Here is a 21,228-nt window from a genome sequence, read left to right as displayed (position 1 = left end):
TAGGGAAGGCAGCCCTACTTGATCTTGCCTTCCTTGAACTCGACGTGCTTGCGCGCGATTGGGTCGTACTTCTTGAAGTTCAGCTTCTCGGTGCTGGTCTTCGGGTTCTTGCGGGTCACGTAGAAGTAGCCCGTGTCGGCGGTGCTGTTCAGCCGGATGAGAATCTGTGCGGCCTTGGCCATGTTTCTGCGTCCTGGAGTGGGGATTTAACGGCGGAACTTAGCGATGGGCGCCCGCCTGTCAAGCCCAACGGTTCAAGTGCAATGCGCTCGGCGGGTGCTACTGGCGCAGTTCGGTGGTGCGGCGGCGGTCGGCGACCGAGGCGCCGGGGCGCGGCGGGGCGACGGCCGCCTGCGACAGGCGAAGTGCGCGCTGGAACAGGGACCCGTCGAGCAGCAGGCGCTCGGCCAGCTTCACGTCGACATCCTGCTCGCGCGACTGGCCGCTGCAGGTGTTGCGCAGGGTGCGCCAGCCGTCGTCGTCGAGCTGCATCCGGGGCGTGGCGGCGGCACCACCCGGCCCCATCGCGCGCGTCTCGCGCAACAGGCCCAGGCGCAGGCTGGCCGTATCGTCCACCAGGCCGTTGGTGCAGATGGTGGGGATGACGCCATGCTCGTGCAGCAGATAGCCGCTGGGCGACAGCAGGCGTGCCCAGGTCAAGGTCAGCTCGCCGTCGTTGGGCAGCCGCATCACCGTCTGCACCGTGCCCTTGCCGAAGGACGCGCTGCCGACGACGACGGCGCGCCCGCGATCCTGCAAGGCGGCGGCGACGATCTCGGCGGCCGACGCCGAGCCGCCATTGATCAGCACCACCATCGGCACGCCGCGCATCATGTCCCGCGCGCCCGCCTCGAACGACTGGTTGCTGGCGGGATGGCGGCCGCGCGTGGCGATGATCGGCCCTTCGCCCAGGAAGGCGTCGGCCACCCGCACCGCCTGGTCGAGCAGGCCGCCGGGGTTGTTGCGCAGGTCGAGGATGACGCCGCGCAACTGTCCCGCGCGCTCCGCCAGGAGCTGCTCCAGCGCCTCGACGAGCCGGCGGCCGGTCTGCTGGTTGAAGCTGAGGATGCGGACATGGGCGATCGGCCCGATATGTTCGACCCGGATCGTCGGCACGACGATGCGCTGGCGGGTGATCGGCACCTCCAGCAGGTCGATGATGCCCGGCCGCGCGATCGTCAACCGGACCGTGCTGTCGACCCGGCCGCGCAGCAGCTGCACGACCTCGCGCTGGTCCAGGCCGGCGGCACCGTTGCCGTCGATGGTCAGGATCTGGTCGTCGACCTGCACGCCGGCCATGGCGGCCGGGCTCTCCGGGATGACGGAGACGATGCGGGTGACGCCGTTCTCGACATTGATGGTGACGCCGATGCCGCCGAACCCGTCGCGCGACGCCCGCTGCTCGCGCGCCACGTCGGACCCGGCATAGCGCGAGAAGCGATCCAGGCCAGCGACCATGGCGGTCAGCACGGCATCGTAGACGGCATCGGACTCGGCGGTGGAAAGCTTGCGCGAATCGGCCCGGGCGGCGGCCACCGCGCGCGTCATCACGGCGGCCCAGGCGGGGGCGTTGCGCGACGGGGGGGCCGGGATTTCCACGATGTTCCGCTGGTCGCCGCGGATGCGCACCAGTTCGCCCTCGCGGGTCGCGTTGACCGTCGGATCGACCTTGGCCAAGCCGTTCAGCCCGGCCACCGCCAGGGTGCCGAGATCGACGGGGTCGATGTAGAGGTCGGTCACTTCCTGGAGGCTCGCCAGGAAGACGCGGTCCGGACGTTCCTCGGCCACCTCGGTGCTGGGGCTGATGCTTTGGCTGCACGCTGAAATGGCCAGCGCCAGGGCGAGCAGCGGGGCAGCAAGGCGCAGGCGAGGACGTTCATGCTGCATCGCGGCAAAGGCGCGCCGGCCGCTGCCAATCGTCAAAAGCGAACTGATAGAACCGCCTGCCATCGCCCCAGCCCCTGCACCTGCGGGAAAACTCGTGCAGGTGCGAAACGCTTTCGACTGTATTGAGGCTCCGTCCTACGGAAAAGGTAATTGCGCGAACGTCCGACCCGAGGAATTATTCCCGGGCCTGCCCTGGCATTTTTGCAACGGAATCCGGCTGGTCAGCGGCCCCTTCGATCCCGCGGCGGCGGTCGCTGGCCTGCTCGTCGGCGTTGGGCCTGGGCGGCGACCGCGCCGGTCGACCAGCGCTCTTCCGGATCGAGCAGGGCCAGGACGAGGCCACCGGTCATGGGGTCGGCCTCGACGATGCGGACGCGGACCGCCTCGCCCAGGCGATACGTCCTGCCCCAGCGCCGGCCCACCAGGGCATGGCTGCGCGTGTCGTGGTCGTAGAAGTCCCCCGGCAGGGTGCTGACGGGCACCAGGCCATCGGCGCCGGTCTCGCTCAACGTCACGAACAGGCCGAAGCGCGCGACCCCGCCGATCCGCCCGCTGACCTCGGTGCCGATCCGCTCCGAGAGATAGGCGGCGGTATAGCGGTCGACCGACTCGCGCTCGGCCAGGGCGGCCCGGCGCTCGGTTTGGCTCAAATGGTCGCCAAGCTCGTCGAGCGCCCCCACCTCCTGCCGGCCGCCGCCCTCGCCCAGGCGCAAGGCCTCGATCAGGGCACGATGCACGACCAAGTCGGCATAGCGGCGGATGGGCGAGGTGAAATGGGCGTAGCGGCGGAGCGCCAGGCCGAAATGGCCGATGTTCTCGGGCCGGTACTGCGCCTGGGCCTGGCTGCGCAGGATCAGGTCGTGAACCATCGGCGCGTGCGGCGTGCCCGCGACCTTGGAGATGATGTCGTTGAAGTGGCGCGGCTTCAGCACCTGGCCGCGGGCGAGCTTCAGGCCGAGGCTGTCCAGCACCGGGCGCAGCGCCTCGACCTTGGCCGGGTCGGGGGCGTCGTGGATGCGATAGAGGCAGGGCATCTGGCGCTCGCTGGCGGCCTCCGCCGCGGCCACATTGGCCGCGATCATCAGCTCCTCGATCAGCTTGTGGCTGTCGTAGCGCCGGCGCGGCACCACCCGGTCGATATGGCCGTCGGGGCCCAGCAGCACCTGGCGCTCGGGCAGGTCGAGGTCGAGCGTGCCGCGGGCGGCACGGGCCTGGTTGAGGGCGGCGAAGACGCCATAGAGCGGGCGGATGACCGGCTCCAGCAGCGGCCCGGTCACGTCGTCGGGGTTGCCGTCGATGGCGGACTGGACCTGCTCGTAGGTCAGGCGCGCGGTCGACCGCATCAGGCCGCGGACGAAGCGGTGGCCGATCAACTGGCCATGGGCATCGATGCGCAGGTGGACGGCCAGACAGGCGCGCGGCTCGTTCGGGCGCAACGAGCACAGCTCGTTCGACAGCGCCTCCGGCAGCATCGGCACGACCCGGTCGGGGAAGTAGACCGAGTTGCCACGGCGGCGCGCCTCGCGGTCGAGCGGCGAGCCCGGCCGCACATAGTGGGCGACGTCGGCGATGGCGACCACGGCGTTCCAGCCGCCGTCGCTGCCGCCCGCCGGCTCGGCCCAGACGGCATCGTCGAAGTCGCGCGCGTCGGCGCCGTCGATCGTTACCAGCGGCAGTCCGCGCAGATCCTCGCGCCCCTCCAGGCCCACGGGCCGGGCCGCCTCGGCGTCGGCAATGGCCTCGGGCGGGAACTCTATCGGGATGCCGTGGGTATGGATGGCGACCAGGCTGAAGGTGCGCGGGTTGGCCATGTCGCCCAGGCGCTCGACGATGGCCGCCTGCGGCAGGCCGAGCCGCGTCTTGGGCAGTACCTCGGCCACCACCAGTTCGCCCGGCTGTGCCTCGCGGGCGTCGGCTATGGCGACCCGGTATTCCGTCTTCTGGCGCCGGTCGGTCGGCACGACGCGGCCTGCGAAGCCGCCGCCGCGGATGCGCTCGTCGGTCATGAAGACGCCGACGACGCGCCCCGCATCGCCCTCGATCACGCGGATCGGCTTGGCCTGGTACTCGTCGGTTCCGACGCGGGTCAGGCGGGCCAGCATGCGCGTGCCGACCGCAATGCGGGAAGCACCGCTGCGCTCGGCCGCGACATAGATCCGCACGCCCTCGCCGGCATCGACCGCCGCACCCACCGGGCGGGCCATCAGCTCGCCGTCCAGGTCCATGCCGGTGACCTCGATCGTCGTCACCTCGGGCAGGGCATCGCGCGGCGCCAGGCGGCGACCGGGGCCGCGCTCGACGGCGCCGGTCTCCTCAAGCTCGCGCAGGAGCGACTTCAGCGCGCCACGGTGCTCGATGCCCAGGCCGAACTTGCGCGCGATCTCGCGCTTGCCGACCGGCACCGGGCTCGTGCGGATGAATTCGACGATCGTGTCCCGGTCGGGGAACTGGACGGTGGCGCGGTCGCGGCGGCGGGTCAAGGGCGGCTACTGCTCCTCGGCCTTGGCCGCAGCTTTGCGCGGGGCGGCCTTGGCCTTGGCGGCCGGCTTTGCCTTGGCCGTGGCGGGCTTCGCGGCAGCCTTCTTGACGGCCGGCTTTTTCGCTGCCGGCTTGGCCTTGGTTGCGGTGTCGGCCGACGCAGCAGACTTGGCAGCCGCCTTCTTCGGGGCGGCTGCCTTGCGGGCGGGGGCGGCGGCCTTGTCGCTCGCGGCTGCACGGCGGCGCGGTGCCGGCTTGGCGGGCGCCTTGGCCGCGCGCTCGGCCAGTAGCGGCAGGGCGACGGCAACGCTCACCGCGTCCGCATCCATGCCTTTGGGCAGGGTGGCGCGGATCTCGCCATGCTGGACATAGGGGCCGTACTTGCCGGCATGCACGGTGATCGGCTTGCCGTCGGCCGGATGGTCGCCGATCGGCCGGCCCGGCTGGCGCCCGCGGCCCGGCGCGCTCGCCAGCAAGTCGACCGCCCGGTTGAGGCCGATGGTCAGCACGTCGTCGCCCGAGCCGATCGATTTGTAGGTCGGCCCATGCTTCACATAGGCACCGAAGCGGCCGATGCCGGCCACGATCGGGTCGCCCGTCTCGGGATGGTTGCCGATGGTCCGCGGCAGGGCCAGCAGCGAGAGGGCGACCGCCAGCGTGACGTCGCCGGGTGGCATGCCCTTGGGGATCGATTGTCGCTTGGGCTTGGTGTCGCCCTCGGCATCGCCCAGTTGCACGTACTGGCCATATGGGCCCTTGCGCATCCAGACCGGCAGGCCGGTATCGGGGTCGTCGCCCAGCTTCTTGGGCACGTTCGGGTCGCCGCCGTCCGCGCCGGCCGAGCCGTCGCCGTTCTCGATCGCCAGCGGCCGCGTGTAGCGGCATTCGGGATAGTTCGAGCAGCCGATGAAGGCGCCGAACTTGCCGAGCTTCAGGCCAAGCCGGCCGTCGCCACAGGTCGGGCAGCCGCGCGGGTCGCGCCCGCCCTCGCCGGTATCGGGGAAGAAGTGGCGGCCCAGGTCCTCGTCCAGCGCCGAGACCACGTCCTTGATCGACAGGTCCTTGGTCTGGGCGATCTGGGTGCTGAAATCCTGCCAGAAGTCGCGCAGGAGCTGGCGCCAGTCGACCCGCCCGTCCGACACCGCGTCGAGCTTGGTCTCCATCTCGGCGGTGAAATTGTACTGCACCAGCTTGTCGAAGAAGCCGGTGAGGAAAGCGGTGACCAGCCGGCCGCGGTCCTCGGGCACGAAGCGCTTGCGGTCGAGCCGGACATAGCCGCGGTCCTGCAGCACCTCGATGATCGAGGCATAGGTGGACGGCCGGCCGATCCCCAGCTCCTCCAGCCGCTTCACCAGGCTGGCCTCGCTGTAGCGCGGCAGGGGCTGGGTGAAATGCTGGGCGGAATCGACGCCGAGCCGGTCGACCGCGCCGCCATCGACCAGCGGCGGCAGGCGGCGGTCGCCATCCTCGTCCTCGGCGTCGTCGCGGCCCTCGCGATAGAGCTTGAGGAAGCCGTCGAACAGCAGGGTGGAGCCGGTGGCCCGCAGCGTCACCTGGCGGTCGCCGCTCAACAGGTCGGCGCCGACCTGCTCCAGCAGCGCGCTTTCCATTTGGCTGGCGACGGTGCGCCGCCAGATCAGCTCGTAGAGCCGCCGTTCTTCGTCCGACAGCTGGCTCGACACCTGGTCGGGGGTGCGGAACATGTCGGTCGGGCGGATGCCCTCATGGGCTTCCTGGGCGTTCTTGGCCTGGGTGCGATAGACCCGCGGCGCATCGGGAACGTACTTCTCGCCATAGCGGCCGCCGATCAGGCGCCGGGCAGCCGCGATCGCCTCGCCCGAGATCTGCACGCCGTCGGTACGCATGTAGGTGATGAGGCCGACCGTCTCGCCGCCGATGTCCACGCCCTCGTAGAGGCGCTGGGCGGTGCGCATGGTGCGCGACGCCGTCATGCCGATCTGGCGCGAGGCTTCCTGCTGCAGGGTCGAGGTCGTGAAGGGTGGCTGCGGGTGGCGGCGCACCTGCTTGCGCTCGACCGGGCCGACATGGAAGCTGCGCGCCTCGACCGCGGCCACGGCGGCAGCCGCCCCGGCCGCGTTGGCGATGTCGAGCTTTTCCAGCTTGCGGCCGGCCAAGTGCGTCAGGCGGGCGGTGAAGCGGTTGCCTTCCTCGGTCTGGAAGGTAGCCTCCACCGTCCAGTATTCCTGCGGCTTGAAGGCCTCGATCTCGGCCTCGCGCTCGCACACCAGGCGCAGCGCCACCGACTGCACGCGGCCGGCGGACCGGCTGCCCGGCAGCTTGCGCCACAGCACGGGCGACAGGGTAAAGCCCACCAGATAGTCCAGCGCGCGGCGCGCCAGGTAGGCGTCGACCAGCTCCCGGTTCAGGGCACGGGGATGCTTGAACGCCTCGACGATGGCGGACTTGGTGATCTCGTTGAAGACGACCCGCTGGACCTCCACCCCCTTCAGGGCGCGGCGCTGCTCCAGCACCTCGCGGACGTGCCAGGAGATGGCCTCGCCCTCGCGATCCGGGTCGGTGGCCAGATAGAGGTTGGTGGCGCCCTTGGCCGCATCGGCGATGGCGCGCATGTGCTTTTCGGAGCGGCCGTCGACTTCCCACAGCATGTTGAAGTCGTGCTCGGGGTCGACGGAGCCGTCCTTGGCGGGCAGGTCGCGGACATGGCCATAGCTGGCAAGCACCTGGAAACCGGGTCCAAGGTACTTGTTGATCGTCTTGGCCTTGGCCGGCGATTCGACGACGACGACATTCATGGGGTGTGTGGCTGGCCTGTCCCGAGGGCGAAAATCCGGCGCGCAAAGCGGGTCAACGCAGCGACACCTTTTGTCCTGGGTGTCGTTCGATCCTGCCCTCGAGTTCGAACTCGAGCAGGATCGCCGCAACGGCCGCGTTGGACAATTGGCACTGGCGCACGAGTTCGTCAACCGACAGCGGCGTCGGGCCAAGCTGTTCCAGGACCAGGGCGGCCGCCCCGTCGGGCCCGCCTGGTGCTGGATTACGGACGGTGGGGACGGGGGCGAGGCGCCGGACCGGTGCCGTCTGGGGCCGCAACTGATCGATGACGTCGGCCGCACTTTCCACCAGTTGCGCACCGTTCCGGATCAGGCCGTTGGTGCCCTTGCAGCGCGGATCGAGCGGCGATCCCGGCACGGCGAAGACCTCGCGGCCCTGCTCGCCCGCCAGCCTGGCGGTGATGAGCGAACCCGAGCGCTCGGCCGCCTCGATCACCACCACGCCCAGCGCCAGGCCCGCGACGATGCGGTTGCGGCGGGGAAAGTTCTCGGCCCGCGGCCCGGTCCCCGGCACGGACTCGGTCAGCAGCAACCCCTCCTCGGCGACCCTGGCCTGGAGTTCGCGGTTCTCGTTCGGGTAGGCGACGTCGATGCCGGTCGCCAGCACCCCCACCGTGCCGGCCGTCAGCGCCCCCCGATGGGCGGCGGCGTCGATGCCGCGCGCCATGCCCGACACCACGACGAAGCCGGCGGCACCCAGTTCGCCGGCCAGCGTCTCGGCAAAGCGGCGGCCGGCGCCCGACGCGTTGCGTGCACCCACGATCGCCACCATCGGCCGGGCCAGCAGTTCGCGTCGGCCGCGGGTCGCCAGCACGATCGGCGGATCGGCGATGGCGGCCAGGGCCGGCGGATAGTCGGGGTCGCCCCATACCAGCGACCCGGCGCCCAGCGCCTCCAGCCGCAGCGCTTCCTCGGCGACGGCATCGGCCGGCGCGATGGCGGGTGAGCGTGGCTCATCGGCCAGCGCGGCAATGGCGGCGGTTGCCGACCCGTGCCGTTCCACCAGCCCCAGCACGCTGAGCGGCCCGATCCGCTCGCTGCGGATCAGCCGCCAGCGCGCGATGCGCTCGCCGGGCGAGAGGGGCGGGTGGGGAGGTGCAACCATCGGCGGCGACGGCTAGGCCGCGGCGGCCCGCCTGTCAACAGCCGCCTTGTGCCGTGGCGCCCGGTCGTCAGCCCTTGTTGGAGCGGCCGATGCGCGGCTCGGTGCCGGCCAGGAGGCGGCGGATATTGTCGGGGTGACGCAGGATCACGAGCACGCCGACGATGGCGATCAGCAGCGTGCGCTCCGGATGGGGCGCCAGGCCGGGGAAGTCCGCCAGCAGCCACGAGATGACGGGCGCCGCGACGCAGGCGGTGAGCGCCGCCAGCGACGAGATACGGAAGATGGCAGCCATCAGCAGCCAGACCAGGATCAGGCCGAGGCCGAGCGGCCATGCCATGGCGAGGCTGACGCCGATCGCGGTCGCCATGCCCTTGCCGCCCTGGAAGGCGAGCCATGGGGTGAACATATGGCCCAGCACGGCACCGCCCGCGGCCAGGGCCGCTGCGGTGGGGCCGAACGGCGCGGCCAGGATGACGGCCAGCGCGCCCTTGCCACCATCCAGCAGCAGCGTCGCGATCGCCAGGTCCTTGCGCCCGGTGCGCAGGACGTTGGTGGCGCCGATGTTGCCCGAGCCGATGGCGCGAATGTCGCCCAGGCCGGCTGCGCGCGTCAGCAGCAGGCCGAACGGGATGCTGCCCAGCAACAGCCCGCCCAGCCCGGCCAGGATCGCCACCATGGTCGCCGACATGATCTATGCTCCTCGCGCGATGCCCAGCAGCAGGTCTACCGCTTTTTCGAAGGCGCGGGCCAGAGTCGGGTGGCCGGCCAGGGGCGAGGCCCGCATCCGGTCCGGAATCTCAGCCCGCATGGTCAGGAGCAGGTCGCGATTGGCGGCCAGCCGCAGGGCATGCTGGATATACTGCTCGGGGTCCGGGGCCACGAGGCGGCCCATCCCCAGCATCCGCATCGCCGATGCGGCGTGGCGGCCGGCATAGCGCGCTCCGTCCATGGTGATGATCGGCACGCCCATCGCCAGCGCGTCGATGGTGGCGGCGATGTCGCCTGCCGGGAAGCTGTCGAGCGCGATGTCGATGGCGCGCCAAGGTGCAAGTTCGCTTTCGCCCTCCTCGAGCGAATCGATCAGGAGGCGCCTGGGCTCCATCCCGCGCCGCAACCAGCCTATGGTCATCCGCTCGCGCGCCGCACCGAGGCGATAGTCGTCGTGGCGCAGCCGCAAGGTGGAGCCCGGGACGTGCTGGACGATCTTGGCCCACGCGTCGAGCGTGGCCTCGCTGATGGCCCCCGCCCGCCCGCACCAGCCGAATGCCAGTTCGTCGCCGCCTTCGCGCTCGCGGCCGATGCGGTCGGCGGTTTCCAGGGCCGGCCCGCCGGTGATCATGGTGCCGGGAAAGCTGGCGACGCGGCATGGCAGCGGGTCCGTCAGGCCCTGCGGGCAGTGCTCGCGGTCGGCCAGCAGGTGCGACACCGTCGGATGCCCGCTCGGCCAGCCGGTCTCCAGCCATTCGACATGGACGCGGGCCGGGCGGTGGTCGAGCACGGACAGAAAGCCCGGATGGCCGTGCGCGGCGAAGCTGACCAGCAGGTCGATGCCGTCGGCGGCCATCTGGCGCGCCGTGACGGCGTTCCCTTTGTCGTGGCAGAGGACGACGCGGTCGAACAGCGGCGGCAGGCCCGATGCCTGGAATCGCTTCTTCAGGCCGACGCCATAGAGAACGGCGCCCCAGCGGTCGCGGTCGCGATGGCGCAGCAGGTCGGCCATCCAGTAGCCGGCGCCGCGATGGCCCTGCGACCACAGGAACCCGACCCGCGGGCGCGGTGGCGCCGGGCCGCGGGGCGTGGGGGCGCTCATGCGCCGGCTGGCGGCGGTCCGAAATTCTGCTGTCGGCTGGACCAGCGCCTCGGCGCCGCCGGCACCTAGGGCCAGCGCGGCCAGCCAGCAGGAGTAGGCCACCGCGTCTGCCACAGGATCGAGCGCCAGACTGCCCAGCAGGGCGGCAGCCCCCTCATGGTCCTCGACGGCCAGCATGGCCTGGCCGAGTTCGATCCGGGCGCTGCGGTCGTCGGGCGCCAGGTCGACGGCGCGCTCGTGGGCGAAGAGCGCGTCGGACGCCCGGCCCAGCCGCGTGTTCACCCGGCCGAACAGCCGGAACAGCTCGACCGGGGGGGCGACCACGGCCAGTGCCTGTTCCAGCACGTCATGCGCGGCCTGGGCGTCGCCGGCGGCGAAGAGCTGTTCGGCATGTCGTCCGGCGGCCAGGGCCATGCGCCGCTCGGCCTCGACGGTGCGCGCGAAATGGTCGGCGTCGACGATGGCGGCCGAAGCCAGCGCCGGCAGGTCCGGCGGCGGCAGGTCGACGGCCGGCACCAGTTGCAGGATGTCGGGCACCCGGCCCTCATAGGCGCCGGGGGCATGGCCGGCATCCAGGAGATGCAGCACGAGGCGCAGCCGGGCCCAGCCCGGGTTCTCGGCCGTCTCGCCGGCCGCCGCTCGCACCAGGGCTGCGGCACCGGCCAGGTCGCCCGCCAGAATCCGCCGCTCTGCCTCGGCCGGCGAAGGCGGGGCCGGCGAGGGGGCGGCGATCGCGTCCAAGGCGCGTCAGTCCGCGACGCGGTGGACGACGCGGCCGCCCAGCATGGTCATGGCCGCGCGCCCCTGCACCGGCCGGCCGTCGAAGGGCGAGTTCTTGGACTTGGAGCGGAAGCGGTCGACGGCGATGCGCCAGGGGCGGTCGAGGTCGATCAGCGTCAGGTCGGCCGGGGCGCCGACGGCCAGGCGGCCGCAATCCAGCCCGAGGATGCCGGCCGGTGCCGCGGTGACCGCCGCCAGCGCGCGGGCCAACGGCACGTCGCCCTGGTGGGCCAGTTCCAGAACCAGCGGCAGCAGCGTCTCCAGCCCGATGATGCCGCTGGCGGCCGAGCTGAAGGGCAGGCGCTTGGAATCCTGGTCGTGCGGGGCGTGGTCGCTGGCGATGGCGTCGATCGTGCCGTCGGCGATGCCGGCCACGATCGCCCGCCGGTCGCCGTCGCTGCGCAAGGGCGGCGACAGCTTGGCGAAGGTGCGGTAGTCGCCGACCGCCGTCTCGTTCAGCGCGAAGTAGGGCGGGGCCGTGTCGCAAGTGACCGGCAGCCCGCGCCGCTTGGCATCGCGGATGGCCTCCACCGCGCCCGCCGTCGACAGATGGGCGGCGTGGTAGCGCGCGCCGGTCAACTCGACCAAGCGCAGGTCGCGTTCCAGCAGCACCACCTCGGCCATCGCCGGGATGCCGGGCAGGCCGAGCCGGGTGGCGATCTCGCCCTCGTTCATGCCGCCCGGGTGCGACAGGGTCGGCTCCTCGGGGTGCTGCACCAGCAGCAGGTCGAAGGTGCGGGCATAGCTGAGCGCGCGCCGCATGATGCCGGCATTGGCGATGGCGCGCGTGCCGTCGGTGAAGCCGACCGCGCCCGCCTCCGCCAGCAGGCCCATCTCGGTCAGTTCCTTGCCCGCCAGGCCCTTGGTGGCGGCGGCATAGGGATGGATATGGGCGAGGCCGATGTCGCGTCCGCGGCGGCGCACGAACTCCACCAGGGCCACGTCGTCGATCACCGGATCGGTGTTGGGCAGGCAGACGATGGTGGTGATGCCGCCGGCCACGGCCGCCTGGCTGGCGGTCGCCATGTTCTCCTGGTGCTCGTTGCCGGGCTCGCGCAATTGCGCGCGCATGTCGATCAGGCCCGGCACCAGCAGCCGCCCGGCGCAGTCGATCGCTTCCGCCCCCTCGGGCACGCCGTCGGCGAAGAGCGCGGGCCCCAGGTCGGCGATGCGCCCGTCGACGATGAGCAGCCCGCCCGGCGTGTCGCGGCCGGTGGCGGGGTCGAACAGGCGGGCGTTGGCGAGCGCGACCCGGGTCATCGGCCGGCCTCCACGGCAGCCGCGTTGCGGGTCGTCAGATTCTCCGCCAGGACCTCCAGGCAGGCCATGCGGACGGCCACCCCCATCTCGACCTGCTGGCGGATCAGCGAGCGGTCGATGTCGTCGGCGACCTCGCTGTCGATCTCCACGCCGCGGTTCATCGGGCCGGGATGCATGATCAGCGCGTCGGGCTTGGCGACCGCCAGCTTGGCGTAGTCGAGCCCGAAGAAGTGGTAGTACTCACGGATCGAGGGCACGAAGCTGCCGGCCATCCGCTCGGTCTGCAGGCGCAGCATCATGACGATGTCGGTGTCGGCCAAGCCGCGTTTCATGTCGTGGAAGACCTCCACCCCCAGCCGGTCGATCGCCGTCGGCAGCAGGGTGCGCGGCGCCACTACGCGGACGCGGGCGCCCATGGTGTTCAAGAGCGCGATGTTGGAGCGCGCGACCCGGCTGTGCAGCACGTCGCCGCAGATGGCGACCACCAGGCCGCGCAGGCTGCCCTTGCGGCGGCGGATCGTCAGCGCGTCCAGAAGGGCCTGCGTCGGGTGCTCGTGGGTGCCGTCGCCGGCATTGATGACGGCGCAGTTCACCTTGTCGGACAGCAGCTTGACGGCGCCGCTCTCGGGATGGCGGACGCACAGCACGTCCGGGTTCATCGCGTTCAGCGTCATCGCCGTGTCGATCAGGGTCTCGCCCTTCTTCATCGACGAATATTCGACCGACATGTTGATGACGTCGCCGCCCAGCCGCTTGCCGGCCAGCTCGAACGAGGTCCGGGTGCGCGTCGAATTCTCGAAGAAGAGGTTGATGATCGTGCGGCCGCGCAGCGACCCGCCCTTCTTGTCGGCGCCCTGATTCTGGCTGACGAACAGCTCCGACCGGTCGATCAGGTGGGTGATCTCCGCCGCCGACAGGCCCTCAATGCCGAGCAGGTGACGGTGTGGATAGCTGGCCGAAGCCGCAAGCGAAGACATAAAACCGTCCTATAGGGGCTGGATGCGAGTCCGGGCAAGGCGGGTTGCCCCGCCTTGCCCGGCTGCACGTCGTGGGCGGCGGGTCTAGTCGTCCGTGCCGGGCCGGCCGATGCGGTGCGGCAGCTCGTTCTCGCAGGCCATGCGGAAGACGACCTGGCCCGGGAAGGCCAGTTGGCCATCGCGCCGCCGGCTGAACAGGACGCCGGTCGCCGCCGCCTTGATCACGGTCTTGCAATCGTCCGAGAAGGGGTCGAGCGGGTCGATGATCTCGCACACCGCCTCGCCCTCCTGGACGGTGACGCCGCGATCCTTGAGGTAGACCAGCATGCCGGCCTTGGGGGCATAGGCGACATCCATGCCCCAGCCGGGGGTGATCTTGCATTTCGGCGCCGGCAACGGGCCGGGATCGCCGCCGACCACGCCGCGCCGCTGCAGGAACTTGAAGAGCGCGGTGCCGTCGCCTTTGCCCAGTTCGTGCGACACGTCGGCCTGGCCGCGATACTCGATGGTGACCGAGAACGAGGTCTTGGGCAGGGCCGCGTCCGGGTAGGCCTGGGCCAGCTTCAGCCAGGGCGCGATGTTGCAGGCGCTGAAGCTCATGACCTGGGGGATCGATTCCGGCCGCCCGACCGTGGTCGCCTGGCTTCCGATCTGCGCCGACAGGTCCGACACCGCGTCGGCATGGCTGGCACCGGCGAAGAGATGCAGCGCCGCGTGCGCGTCGCAATGCAGGTCCAGCACGTAGTCGGCATCGACCGACATCGCCATCAGCGTCTTCTTCAGGAACTGCGGCTCGTTCGGGGCGTGGTGTCCCTCGACGGCGGCCACCATCGCCCGGCGCACCAGGTCGGTGTTGGCAGCCTCGTCCGGGCCGAGCTTGTCCTTCACCTGGGCCACGATCGCGTCGCCGATGTCGAGATACTTGCGGTTGTAGTTCTCGAGAATGTTGAAGTCGTAGCGGCCGAGATGGTTGGCGAACATGTGCTGCGACAGGCCGACCGGGTTGGCGGTCGGCACGACGATGATCTCGCCCTTGATCTGGCCGGCCTTCTGGGCGGCGTCCAGCATCGGCAGCAGGTAGTGCAGCGCCATCACGCCTGGCAGTTCGTTGGCATGGATGGCCGCTTGCAGATACGCCTTGGGCCGGGCGCCGGGCGTGCCGAAGCGATAGACGGTGAGGAAACGCTCGGTGCCGGGGCTGTTTGAAAGCAGGGGCACACGGGTGGCGCGGCTGGTCATCGGGCAGATCCTTCCCAGTCGAGGGATTCGCAGGGGGCGGTTGGCAGGGGGCCGGCGACGGGACGCAGCCGGATGCAGGGGCCGAAATCGGCCGGGCGGGAACCATTTGATGGCGGGAGGGCCGGCGTGCGTCAAGCCTCGGGCGCGCTGGCCTGCACGTGCGCCAGCGCATCCAGCGCGCCTTGCAGGATGTAGGCGGCGGCCGCCCGGTCGATCGCCTCGGCCCGGCGGCTGCGGGTCATGTCGGCGGCGATCATCGCCCGCTCGACGGCGGCCGTCGACAGCCGCTCGTCCCACATCGCCGCCGGCAGATCGATCACGGCCAGCAGGTTGCGCACGAAGGCCCGGACCGACTGGCTGCGCGGGTTCTCCCGGCCATCCATACCGATCGGCAGGCCGACGACCAGCCCGCCCACGCCCTGGCGGCGGACGATGTCGGCCAGGCGGGCCGCATCCTCCTGGAACTTCGCGCGGCGGATCGTCTCCATCGGCGTGGCGATGACGAGGCGGGTATCGGACAAGGCCAGGCCCACCGTCTTGGTGCCGACGTCGAGACCCAGCAGGCGGGCTGGTCCGGCGCGCAGGGGGGCAAGTTCGGCGAGTTGGACGATGGCCATGGTGGCGGCACCATCGCCGCCGCCGCCCGTCCTTGCAAGCCGGCCTTGCAAGTGCGGCTGGCCCATCGGTTGCACCGGGCGGGGGCGGTTGGTAGGTTCCGCCGCCCTATTTCCCCAGGACTCTCCGGCCATGGCCATCGATACCGATACCGTCGCGCATATCGCGCGGCTTGCCCGCATCAAGGTGACGGACGACGAGAAGACGGCGCTTGCCGGCGAGCTGTCGACGATCCTGCAATGGATCGAGCAATTGGACAGCGTCGATACCGCCGGCGTCGAGCCCGTCTCGTCGGTCGTCGATGCCGTGCTGCCGTGGCGGGCCGACCGGGTGACCGACGGCGGCCAGGCCGAGAAGATTCTGCGGAATGCACCCGAGGCCGTGCCCGGCTTCTTCGCGGTGCCGAAGGTGGTGGAGTGATGCACGCTTCCGATCTGACCGACATTACCCTGGCCGATGCCCGCGACGGGCTGGCGGCTAAGCGGTTCTCCGCGGCCGAGCTGGCCGATGCCCATGTGGCGGCGGTAGCAGCCGGCCGTTCGCTGAATGCCTTCATCACCGAGACGCCCGATCAGGCCCGCGCGATGGCGGCCGAGAGCGACCGGCGCATCGCCGCCGGCGAGGCCCGCCCGCTGGAGGGCATCCCGCTCGCCATCAAGGACCTGTTCTGCACCGAGGGCGTGCTGACCACGGCCGCCTCGCACATCCTGGACGGCTTCCGCCCAGCCTATGAATCGACCGTCACCGCCAACCTGTGGCGGGCGGGTGCGGTCATGCTGGGCAAGGCCAACCTGGACGAGTTCGCCATGGGCTCGTCCAACATGACGAGCTACCACGGCGCGGTGGAGAACCCCTGGCGGCGCCAGGGCGACAACCGGCCGCTGACGCCGGGCGGCTCGTCCGGCGGCTCGGCCGCGGCCGTGGCCGCGCGGATGGCGCTGGGGGCGACCGGCACCGATACCGGCGGCTCGATCCGCCAGCCGGCGTCGTTCTGCGGCATCGTCGGTATCAAGCCGACCTATGGCCGCTGTTCGCGCTGGGGCATCGTTGCGTTTGCCTCCTCGCTCGACCAGGCGGGGCCGATGGCCCGCACGGTGCGCGACACGGCGATCCTGCTGGGCCAGATGGCCGGCCACGACCCTAAGGATTCGACCTCGGTCGACCTGCCCGTGCCCGACTTCGAGAAGGCGCTGGATCAGGGCGTGCGCGGCCTGCGCATCGGCATCCCGCGGGAATACCGCATCGAGGGCACCCCGCCCGAGATCGAGGCCCTGTGGCAGCAGGGGATCGCCTGGCTGAAGGACGCCGGCGCCGAGCCGGTCGAGATCAGCCTGCCGCATGCCCGCCATGCCCTGCCGACCTACTACATCATCGCGCCGGCAGAAGCCTCGTCCAACCTGGCGCGCTATGACGGCGTGCGCTTCGGCCTGCGCGTGCCCGGCCAGACGCTGGACGAGATGTACGAGAACACCCGTGCCGCCGGCTTCGGGGCCGAGGTGAAGCGCCGCGTGCTGATCGGCACCTACGTGCTGTCGGCCGGCTACTACGATGCCTACTACCTGAAGGCCCAGCGCGTGCGCGCCCGCATCGTCGAGGATTTCCGCAACGCCTTCGAGAAGGTGGACGCGATCCTGACGCCGACCGCGCCGTCGGCCGCCTTCGGCCTGGGCGACAAGATGGACGACCCGATCGCCATGTACCTGAACGACATCTTCACGGTGACCGCCAACCTGGCGGGCCTGCCCGGCCTGTCGGTGCCGGGCGGCCTGTCGGCCGAGGGGCTGCCGCTCGGCCTGCAGGTGCTGGGACGTGCCTTCGACGAGGAAACGGTGCTGCGCGTCGGCCACGCCATCGAGCGCGCGGCCGGCTTCACGGCCAAGCCCGCCAGCGTCGGAGGTGCAGCATGAGCCTCATCGAAGGACGCACGGGTTCCTGGGAGGTCGTGATCGGCCTCGAGGTCCACGCCCAGGTCGTCTCCCATTCCAAGCTCTTCTCGGGGGCGGCGACCGCGTTCGGCGCCGAGCCGAACAGCCAGGTCTCGTTCGTCGATGCCGGCATGCCGGGCATGCTGCCGGTCATCAACGCGGTCTGCGTGCGCCAGGCGGTGCTGACCGGGCTGGGGCTGGAGGCCGAGATCAATCTCGTCTCCGTCTTCGACCGGAAGAACTATTTCTATGCCGACCTGCCGGCCGGCTATCAGATCTCGCAGTTCACCCGGCCGATCGTCGGCAAGGGCACCATCGTGCTCGACCTCGCGGGCGGCGCCAGCCGCTCGGTCGGGATCACCCGCCTGCACCTGGAGCAGGACGCGGGCAAGAGCATGCACGACCAGCATCCGACGATGTCCTACATCGACCTCAACCGGTCGGGCGTCGCCCTCATGGAGATCGTGTCCGAGCCCGACATGCGCACCTCCGAGGAGGCCGGCGCCTATCTGAAGAAGCTCCGCTCCATCCTGCGCTATCTCGGCACCTGCGACGGGAACATGGAGGAGGGGTCGATGCGGTGCGACTGCAACGTCTCCGTCCGCCGCCCGGGCGAGGAACTGGGCACGCGCTGCGAGATCAAGAATGTGAACTCGATCCGCTTCGTCATGCAGTCGATCGAGTACGAGGCCCGGCGCCAGATCGCCATCATCGAGGATGGCGGCACGATCCGCCAGGAAACCCGCTTGTTCGATTCCGGCAAGGGCGAGACGCGCTCGATGCGCTCCAAGGAGCATGCGCACGACTATCGCTACTTCCCCGACCCGGACCTGCTGCCGCTGATCCTGACCCAGGAATTCGTCGACGAGATCAAGGCCGGCATGCCGGAGCTGCCGGATGCGAAGAAGGCGCGCTTCGTCGCCGAATACGGCCTGACGCCCTATGACGCCGGCGTGCTGGTGGGCGAGCAGGAGAATGCCGCCTTCTTCGAGGCCGTCGCCCGCGGCCGCGACCCCAAGCTGGCGGCCAACTGGGTGACCGGCGACTTCTTCGCCTTCCTCAACAAGGCGGGCAAGCCGATCGCCGAAAGCCCGGTCTCGGCCGAGGCGCTGGGCGGGCTGATCGACCTCATCCGCGACGGCACCATCTCGGGCCGGCTCGCCAAGGAGGTGTTCGAGGCGATGTGGGAGACGGGCAAGCCCGCCGCCGTCATCGTCGAGGAACGCGGCCTGAAGCAGGACTCCGACACGGGTTCGATCGAGGCCTCGATCGACCAGGTGATGGCGGCCAACGCCGACAAGGTGGCCGAGTATCGCTCGGGCAAGGACAAGCTGTTCGGCTTCTTCGTCGGCCAGGTGATGAAGGCGACCCAGGGCAAGGCCAACCCGGCCCTGGTGAACGAGATCCTGAAGCGCAAGCTGGCCGGCTAGGGCCGGCGCCCGCGCTTCCTTATTCGCAGGAGACAGCAACGATGGCGATGACGCTCCACGGCAGCCCCTTGTCGTTCCCGACCTACAAGGTGGCCCTGATGCTCTCGATGGCGGGCGAGCCGTTCACCTTCAAGTACGTCAACCTGCGCCAGGGCGAGCACAAGAAGCCCGAGTTCCTGGCCATGAACCGCTTCGGCCAGGTGCCAGTGCTGGTCGATGGCGAGCAGTCCTACTGCCAGTCGAACGCGATCCTGCTGCATCTGGCCGAACGGCTGGGCAAGTTCGGTGGCGGCGACGCGGCCGGCCAGCGGACGACGCTGGAATGGCTGTCGTGGGAGGCCGACCAACTGCTGCCCGGCATCGCCCGCCCGCGCTTCTACAAGCGCTTCATGCAGGACGCCGACCCGATGCTCGTCGCCCACTATGTCGAGCGCGGCGAGGGCGCCCTGAAGACCCTGGAAGCCGGCCTGGCGGGCCAGCCGTTTCTGGGCGGGCAGACGCCGTCGGTGGCCGACATCTCGGTCTATGCGACGGTGGTCCATGCGGCCGAGGGTGGCTTCGACCTCGCGCGCTGGCCGCTGGTCCAGGCCTGGGTGGCGCGCATGGGCGGCCAGCCCGGCGCCAAGCCGGCGCCCGACCTGATGCCGATGCCGCAATAGGGCAGGGGGCAAGGCACGATGATCGACCTCTATACCTGGACCACGCCCAACGGCCGCAAGGTCTCCATCATGCTGGAGGAGGTCGGGCTGCCCTACCGGGTGCACCCGATCAACATCGGCAAGAACGAGCAGTTCGCCCCCGATTTCCTGGCGATCAGCCCGAACAACCGCATCCCGGCCATCGTCGACCAGGACGGGCCGGGCGGCAAGCCGCTGTCGCTCTTCGAATCCGGCGCCATCCTGATCTACCTGGCCGACAAGACGGGCAAGTTCTATCCGGCCGAGCCGGTCGCCCGCTACACCACCCTGCAATGGGTGATGTGGCAGATGGGCGGCTTTGGCCCGATGCTGGGCCAGGCCCATCATTTCCGCCGCGCCGCACCCGAGCCCATCCCCTACGCCATCGACCGCTACACCAACGAGGCCAAGCGCCTCTATGGCGTGATCGACAAGCGCCTGGGCGAGGCCGAGTACCTGGCCGGCGCCGAGTACACCATCGCCGACATCATCACCTATCCCTGGGCCGCGCGGCATGAATGGCACGCCGTCGACCTGGCGGAATTCCCCAACGTCCGCCGCTGGTACGACGCCGTCGGCGCCCGCCCGGCGGTGCAGAAGGGCATGGCCGTCCCCGGCTGAACGCCTCGCGCTACGAATTCGGGCCGCGATCGCCCAAGATCGCGGCCCCTTTCGTTGACAGGCATGCCTGTGGGCGGCTAGAACCTGCCTTGCATACGCCGTGTATGATCCACTCTCGGGTGGAGGGGTGGCCGAGTGGCTGAAGGCGGCGGTTTGCTAAACCGTTATAGGATCTAAAGTCCTATCGTGGGTTCGAATCCCATCCCCTCCGCCAACTTTCCTGCCTCTGAAAACTCATAGAATTCAATGAGTTGGCCGGCCCGCCGGCGCGGCTTTGCTGGGCCCGTCCCCAGGGGCTCGCTATCAATTCTCGTCCCAATCCGATACCGCGTCGATGAACGCCTTATCGTCGTCGGCGTGGGCGCTGTCGGCGACGGCCAGCGACTGGCTATGGGCGGCCGCCCGGAAGGTCGGCGAATGGACATCGGGCACCCCTGTCTGGATCGGGCGAAGCCCCTGTTCGCGCAGGCGCGCATGGCCCTCCCGCACCTTGACGCGCGGTGGCTTCGGACCTGCCGCGGCAGCCATGTCGCATTCTCCGGTTGAGTTACATGGGCCTCGCCATTGGCGTGGTGCCGGCCTCGGTTCTACCGCTCCACCATGAAGCTGAAATTGCATCCGCCCGCGGTGGCGGTGCTGGAGTGCTGGCATTTGTTGGGCGCCGAACTGGTGGGCATGATGCTGCAGGCATACGTCCCCGTCTGCGGCTTCAGCCACCCCCAGTCCGACCAGGTGAAGTCGACGCTGACAGCGTAGTGGCAGTATTGCGCAAACCCGTTCTCGCTGTGGAAGTAAGCCAGCATCAGGTTCGAGCCCTGGGCCATCGTGTACGGCTTGTAGATGACCGAGTGGCCGCCGGCCGCGATCCCGGCGTCCTGCTGGCCCTGGTCGGCGTGGAAGATTCGGGCCCGGATCGTCTCGCTCGTCAGGTGGTTGGCGAAGGTGAAGTTGAGCTCGGCCGCGTGCGCCGTTGCGACGACGGCCGGTGCCAAGGCCGCCAGAACAACGACCCGCGTGGCAACCTTTCCAATCATATTGGGCACACGCACCTCGTCTTTCCAGTGTCCCTTGGGCAAAGACGGTGACTCCCGCCCCGCACGCCCGCAAGTGGAAATATCGCCGGACCTGTCCGCCGATCCCGGTTGGCCCAGGCGATGAGCGCGTGAGATGATCGGCCTGGACCCAACCAATCGGCGCCGGAGCCACCCATGAGATCGATCGCCATCGCCCTATCCGCACTCGCCATCTCCGCCGTTGCGCTCACCGCCGGGCCGGCGCTGGCGCAGAGCCCGTCCGGGTCCGAACTCGGCGGCAAGCTAGCGCAGGAGATGTGCGTCGACGGGACGCTCTATTACCTGTCGGCGGACGAGGCGAAGACCTACGAGACCTTCTACGTCTATGGCGTCCACATGGAGACGCCGGATATCGAGCGCTGGTTCCAGCACAACCCGCAGAACTCGGCCGCCGGCGCCTACTGCCTGCGGCGGTTCCGGGGCGCCACCCCGACCTGCAAGAAGGCGGTCGTTCAGCACGTCGTCAACACCATCGGTACGACGGTCCGCCATGTGCTGGCGATCGCCGGTCCCTGGACGGACGATCCCTGCTGGTAGT

At 70.1% G+C, this 21,228-nt stretch carries 19 protein-coding genes and 1 tRNA gene; 7 read left to right on the top strand and 13 right to left on the bottom strand.

Annotated features, from left to right (window positions below):
* Positions 1-14 precede the first annotated feature (14 nt).
* From rpmG to ruvX, 11 genes are all read right to left on the bottom strand, one after another.
* Positions 15-182, bottom strand: coding sequence for a 50S ribosomal protein L33 (gene rpmG, locus STVA_RS15675; protein ID WP_123694868.1), 168 nt, complete (start codon positions 180-182; stop codon positions 15-17).
* Between the two features lie 97 nt (positions 183-279).
* Entirely contained in the window at positions 280-1,950 is a 1,671-nt protein-coding gene (locus tag STVA_RS15670; protein ID WP_123694866.1) for a S41 family peptidase, read from the bottom strand.
* Positions 1,951-2,108: 158 nt separating this feature from the next.
* The gene (rnr, locus tag STVA_RS15665; protein WP_123694864.1) at positions 2,109-4,367 is read right to left on the bottom strand and encodes a ribonuclease R; all 2,259 of its coding nucleotides are present in this window, start codon (positions 4,365-4,367) and stop codon (positions 2,109-2,111) included.
* 6 nt (positions 4,368-4,373) lie between these two features.
* Entirely contained in the window at positions 4,374-7,139 is a 2,766-nt protein-coding gene (topA, locus tag STVA_RS15660; protein ID WP_123694862.1) for a type I DNA topoisomerase, read from the bottom strand.
* A 52-nt stretch (positions 7,140-7,191) separates the two neighbouring features.
* Entirely contained in the window at positions 7,192-8,283 is a 1,092-nt protein-coding gene (gene dprA, locus STVA_RS15655) for a DNA-processing protein DprA (RefSeq protein WP_123694859.1), read from the bottom strand.
* Between the two features lie 67 nt (positions 8,284-8,350).
* Positions 8,351-8,971, bottom strand: coding sequence for a glycerol-3-phosphate 1-O-acyltransferase PlsY (gene plsY, locus STVA_RS15650; protein WP_245978562.1), 621 nt, complete (start codon positions 8,969-8,971; stop codon positions 8,351-8,353).
* A 3-nt stretch (positions 8,972-8,974) separates the two neighbouring features.
* Entirely contained in the window at positions 8,975-10,834 is a 1,860-nt protein-coding gene (locus STVA_RS15645) for an O-linked N-acetylglucosamine transferase family protein (RefSeq protein ID WP_123694857.1), read from the bottom strand.
* A 6-nt stretch (positions 10,835-10,840) separates the two neighbouring features.
* Positions 10,841-12,133 (bottom strand): dihydroorotase, encoded by a 1,293-nt coding sequence (pyrC, locus tag STVA_RS15640; protein WP_123694855.1) that lies wholly within the window; start codon positions 12,131-12,133, stop codon positions 10,841-10,843.
* On the bottom strand, positions 12,130-13,110 hold the full coding sequence (locus STVA_RS15635) for an aspartate carbamoyltransferase catalytic subunit (protein WP_123694853.1): 981 nt from the start codon (positions 13,108-13,110) through the stop codon (positions 12,130-12,132). The genes pyrC and STVA_RS15635 overlap by 4 nt, the downstream gene beginning before the upstream one ends.
* Before the next feature lie 84 nt (positions 13,111-13,194).
* On the bottom strand, positions 13,195-14,349 hold the full coding sequence (locus STVA_RS15630) for a succinylglutamate desuccinylase/aspartoacylase family protein (protein WP_123694851.1): 1,155 nt from the start codon (positions 14,347-14,349) through the stop codon (positions 13,195-13,197).
* 131 nt (positions 14,350-14,480) lie between these two features.
* Positions 14,481-14,966: a Holliday junction resolvase RuvX gene (gene ruvX, locus STVA_RS15625; protein ID WP_123694849.1), complete on the bottom strand. Its 486-nt coding sequence runs from the start codon at positions 14,964-14,966 to the stop codon at positions 14,481-14,483.
* 130 nt (positions 14,967-15,096) lie between these two features.
* Between ruvX and gatC the strand changes: the two genes are divergently transcribed.
* The 6 genes from gatC to STVA_RS15595 all read left to right on the top strand — a co-directional run bounded on the left by gatC (position 15,097) and on the right by STVA_RS15595 (position 19,831).
* Entirely contained in the window at positions 15,097-15,384 is a 288-nt protein-coding gene (gatC, locus tag STVA_RS15620; protein ID WP_123694847.1) for an Asp-tRNA(Asn)/Glu-tRNA(Gln) amidotransferase subunit GatC, read from the top strand.
* Positions 15,384-16,871, top strand: coding sequence for an Asp-tRNA(Asn)/Glu-tRNA(Gln) amidotransferase subunit GatA (gene gatA / locus STVA_RS15615; RefSeq protein WP_123694845.1), 1,488 nt, complete (start codon positions 15,384-15,386; stop codon positions 16,869-16,871). The genes gatC and gatA overlap by 1 nt, the downstream gene beginning before the upstream one ends.
* Positions 16,868-18,319 (top strand): Asp-tRNA(Asn)/Glu-tRNA(Gln) amidotransferase subunit GatB, encoded by a 1,452-nt coding sequence (gene gatB, locus STVA_RS15610; protein WP_123694842.1) that lies wholly within the window; start codon positions 16,868-16,870, stop codon positions 18,317-18,319. Before gatA ends, gatB begins: the two co-directional genes overlap by 4 nt.
* Before the next feature lie 41 nt (positions 18,320-18,360).
* Entirely contained in the window at positions 18,361-18,978 is a 618-nt protein-coding gene (locus tag STVA_RS15605; protein ID WP_123694840.1) for a glutathione S-transferase family protein, read from the top strand.
* A gap of 18 nt (positions 18,979-18,996) precedes the next feature.
* Entirely contained in the window at positions 18,997-19,617 is a 621-nt protein-coding gene (locus STVA_RS15600; RefSeq protein ID WP_123694838.1) for a glutathione S-transferase N-terminal domain-containing protein, read from the top strand.
* 121 nt (positions 19,618-19,738) lie between these two features.
* Positions 19,739-19,831, top strand: a tRNA-Ser gene (locus STVA_RS15595).
* Between the two features lie 89 nt (positions 19,832-19,920).
* Here STVA_RS15595 and STVA_RS15590 read toward each other — a convergent pair.
* Complete coding sequence (locus STVA_RS15590; protein WP_123694836.1) at positions 19,921-20,145, bottom strand: antitoxin MazE family protein; 225 nt, start codon at positions 20,143-20,145, stop codon at positions 19,921-19,923.
* Positions 20,146-20,204: 59 nt separating this feature from the next.
* The gene (locus STVA_RS15585) at positions 20,205-20,693 is read right to left on the bottom strand and encodes a hypothetical protein (RefSeq protein ID WP_142235785.1); all 489 of its coding nucleotides are present in this window, start codon (positions 20,691-20,693) and stop codon (positions 20,205-20,207) included.
* Between the two features lie 132 nt (positions 20,694-20,825).
* On the opposite strand from STVA_RS15585, the gene STVA_RS15580 reads away from it, so the two are divergent.
* Entirely contained in the window at positions 20,826-21,227 is a 402-nt protein-coding gene (locus STVA_RS15580; protein ID WP_123694832.1) for a hypothetical protein, read from the top strand.
* Position 21,228 lies beyond the last annotated feature (1 nt).

Source organism: Stella humosa (assembly GCF_006738645.1).
Classification (GTDB): Bacteria; Pseudomonadota; Alphaproteobacteria; order ATCC43930; family Allostellaceae; genus Allostella; species Allostella humosa.
The sequence above is the reverse complement of the archived record's forward strand: the minus strand, read 5'-3'. Positions and strand labels throughout refer to the sequence as shown.

Excerpts from the sequence above, each read along its gene's own strand:
- gatA (WP_123694845.1), top strand. The coding sequence starts at position 15,384 with ATGCACGCTTCCGATCTGACCGACATTACCCTGGCCGATGCCCGCGAC.
- STVA_RS15605 (WP_123694840.1), top strand. The coding sequence starts at position 18,361 with ATGGCGATGACGCTCCACGGCAGCCCCTTGTCGTTCCCGACCTACAAG.
- STVA_RS15630 (WP_123694851.1), bottom strand. The coding sequence starts at position 14,349 with ATGACCAGCCGCGCCACCCGTGTGCCCCTGCTTTCAAACAGCCCCGGC.
- gatC (WP_123694847.1), top strand. The coding sequence starts at position 15,097 with ATGGCCATCGATACCGATACCGTCGCGCATATCGCGCGGCTTGCCCGC.
- pyrC (WP_123694855.1), bottom strand. The coding sequence starts at position 12,133 with ATGACCCGGGTCGCGCTCGCCAACGCCCGCCTGTTCGACCCCGCCACC.
- STVA_RS15590 (WP_123694836.1), bottom strand. The coding sequence starts at position 20,145 with ATGGCTGCCGCGGCAGGTCCGAAGCCACCGCGCGTCAAGGTGCGGGAG.
- STVA_RS15580 (WP_123694832.1), top strand. The coding sequence starts at position 20,826 with ATGAGATCGATCGCCATCGCCCTATCCGCACTCGCCATCTCCGCCGTT.
- STVA_RS15600 (WP_123694838.1), top strand. The coding sequence starts at position 18,997 with ATGATCGACCTCTATACCTGGACCACGCCCAACGGCCGCAAGGTCTCC.
- plsY (WP_245978562.1), bottom strand. The coding sequence starts at position 8,971 with ATGTCGGCGACCATGGTGGCGATCCTGGCCGGGCTGGGCGGGCTGTTG.
- dprA (WP_123694859.1), bottom strand. The coding sequence starts at position 8,283 with ATGGTTGCACCTCCCCACCCGCCCCTCTCGCCCGGCGAGCGCATCGCG.
- topA (WP_123694862.1), bottom strand. The coding sequence starts at position 7,139 with ATGAATGTCGTCGTCGTCGAATCGCCGGCCAAGGCCAAGACGATCAAC.
- ruvX (WP_123694849.1), bottom strand. The coding sequence starts at position 14,966 with ATGGCCATCGTCCAACTCGCCGAACTTGCCCCCCTGCGCGCCGGACCA.
- STVA_RS15670 (WP_123694866.1), bottom strand. The coding sequence starts at position 1,950 with ATGGCAGGCGGTTCTATCAGTTCGCTTTTGACGATTGGCAGCGGCCGG.
- rpmG (WP_123694868.1), bottom strand. The coding sequence starts at position 182 with ATGGCCAAGGCCGCACAGATTCTCATCCGGCTGAACAGCACCGCCGAC.
- gatB (WP_123694842.1), top strand. The coding sequence starts at position 16,868 with ATGAGCCTCATCGAAGGACGCACGGGTTCCTGGGAGGTCGTGATCGGC.
- STVA_RS15635 (WP_123694853.1), bottom strand. The coding sequence starts at position 13,110 with ATGTCTTCGCTTGCGGCTTCGGCCAGCTATCCACACCGTCACCTGCTC.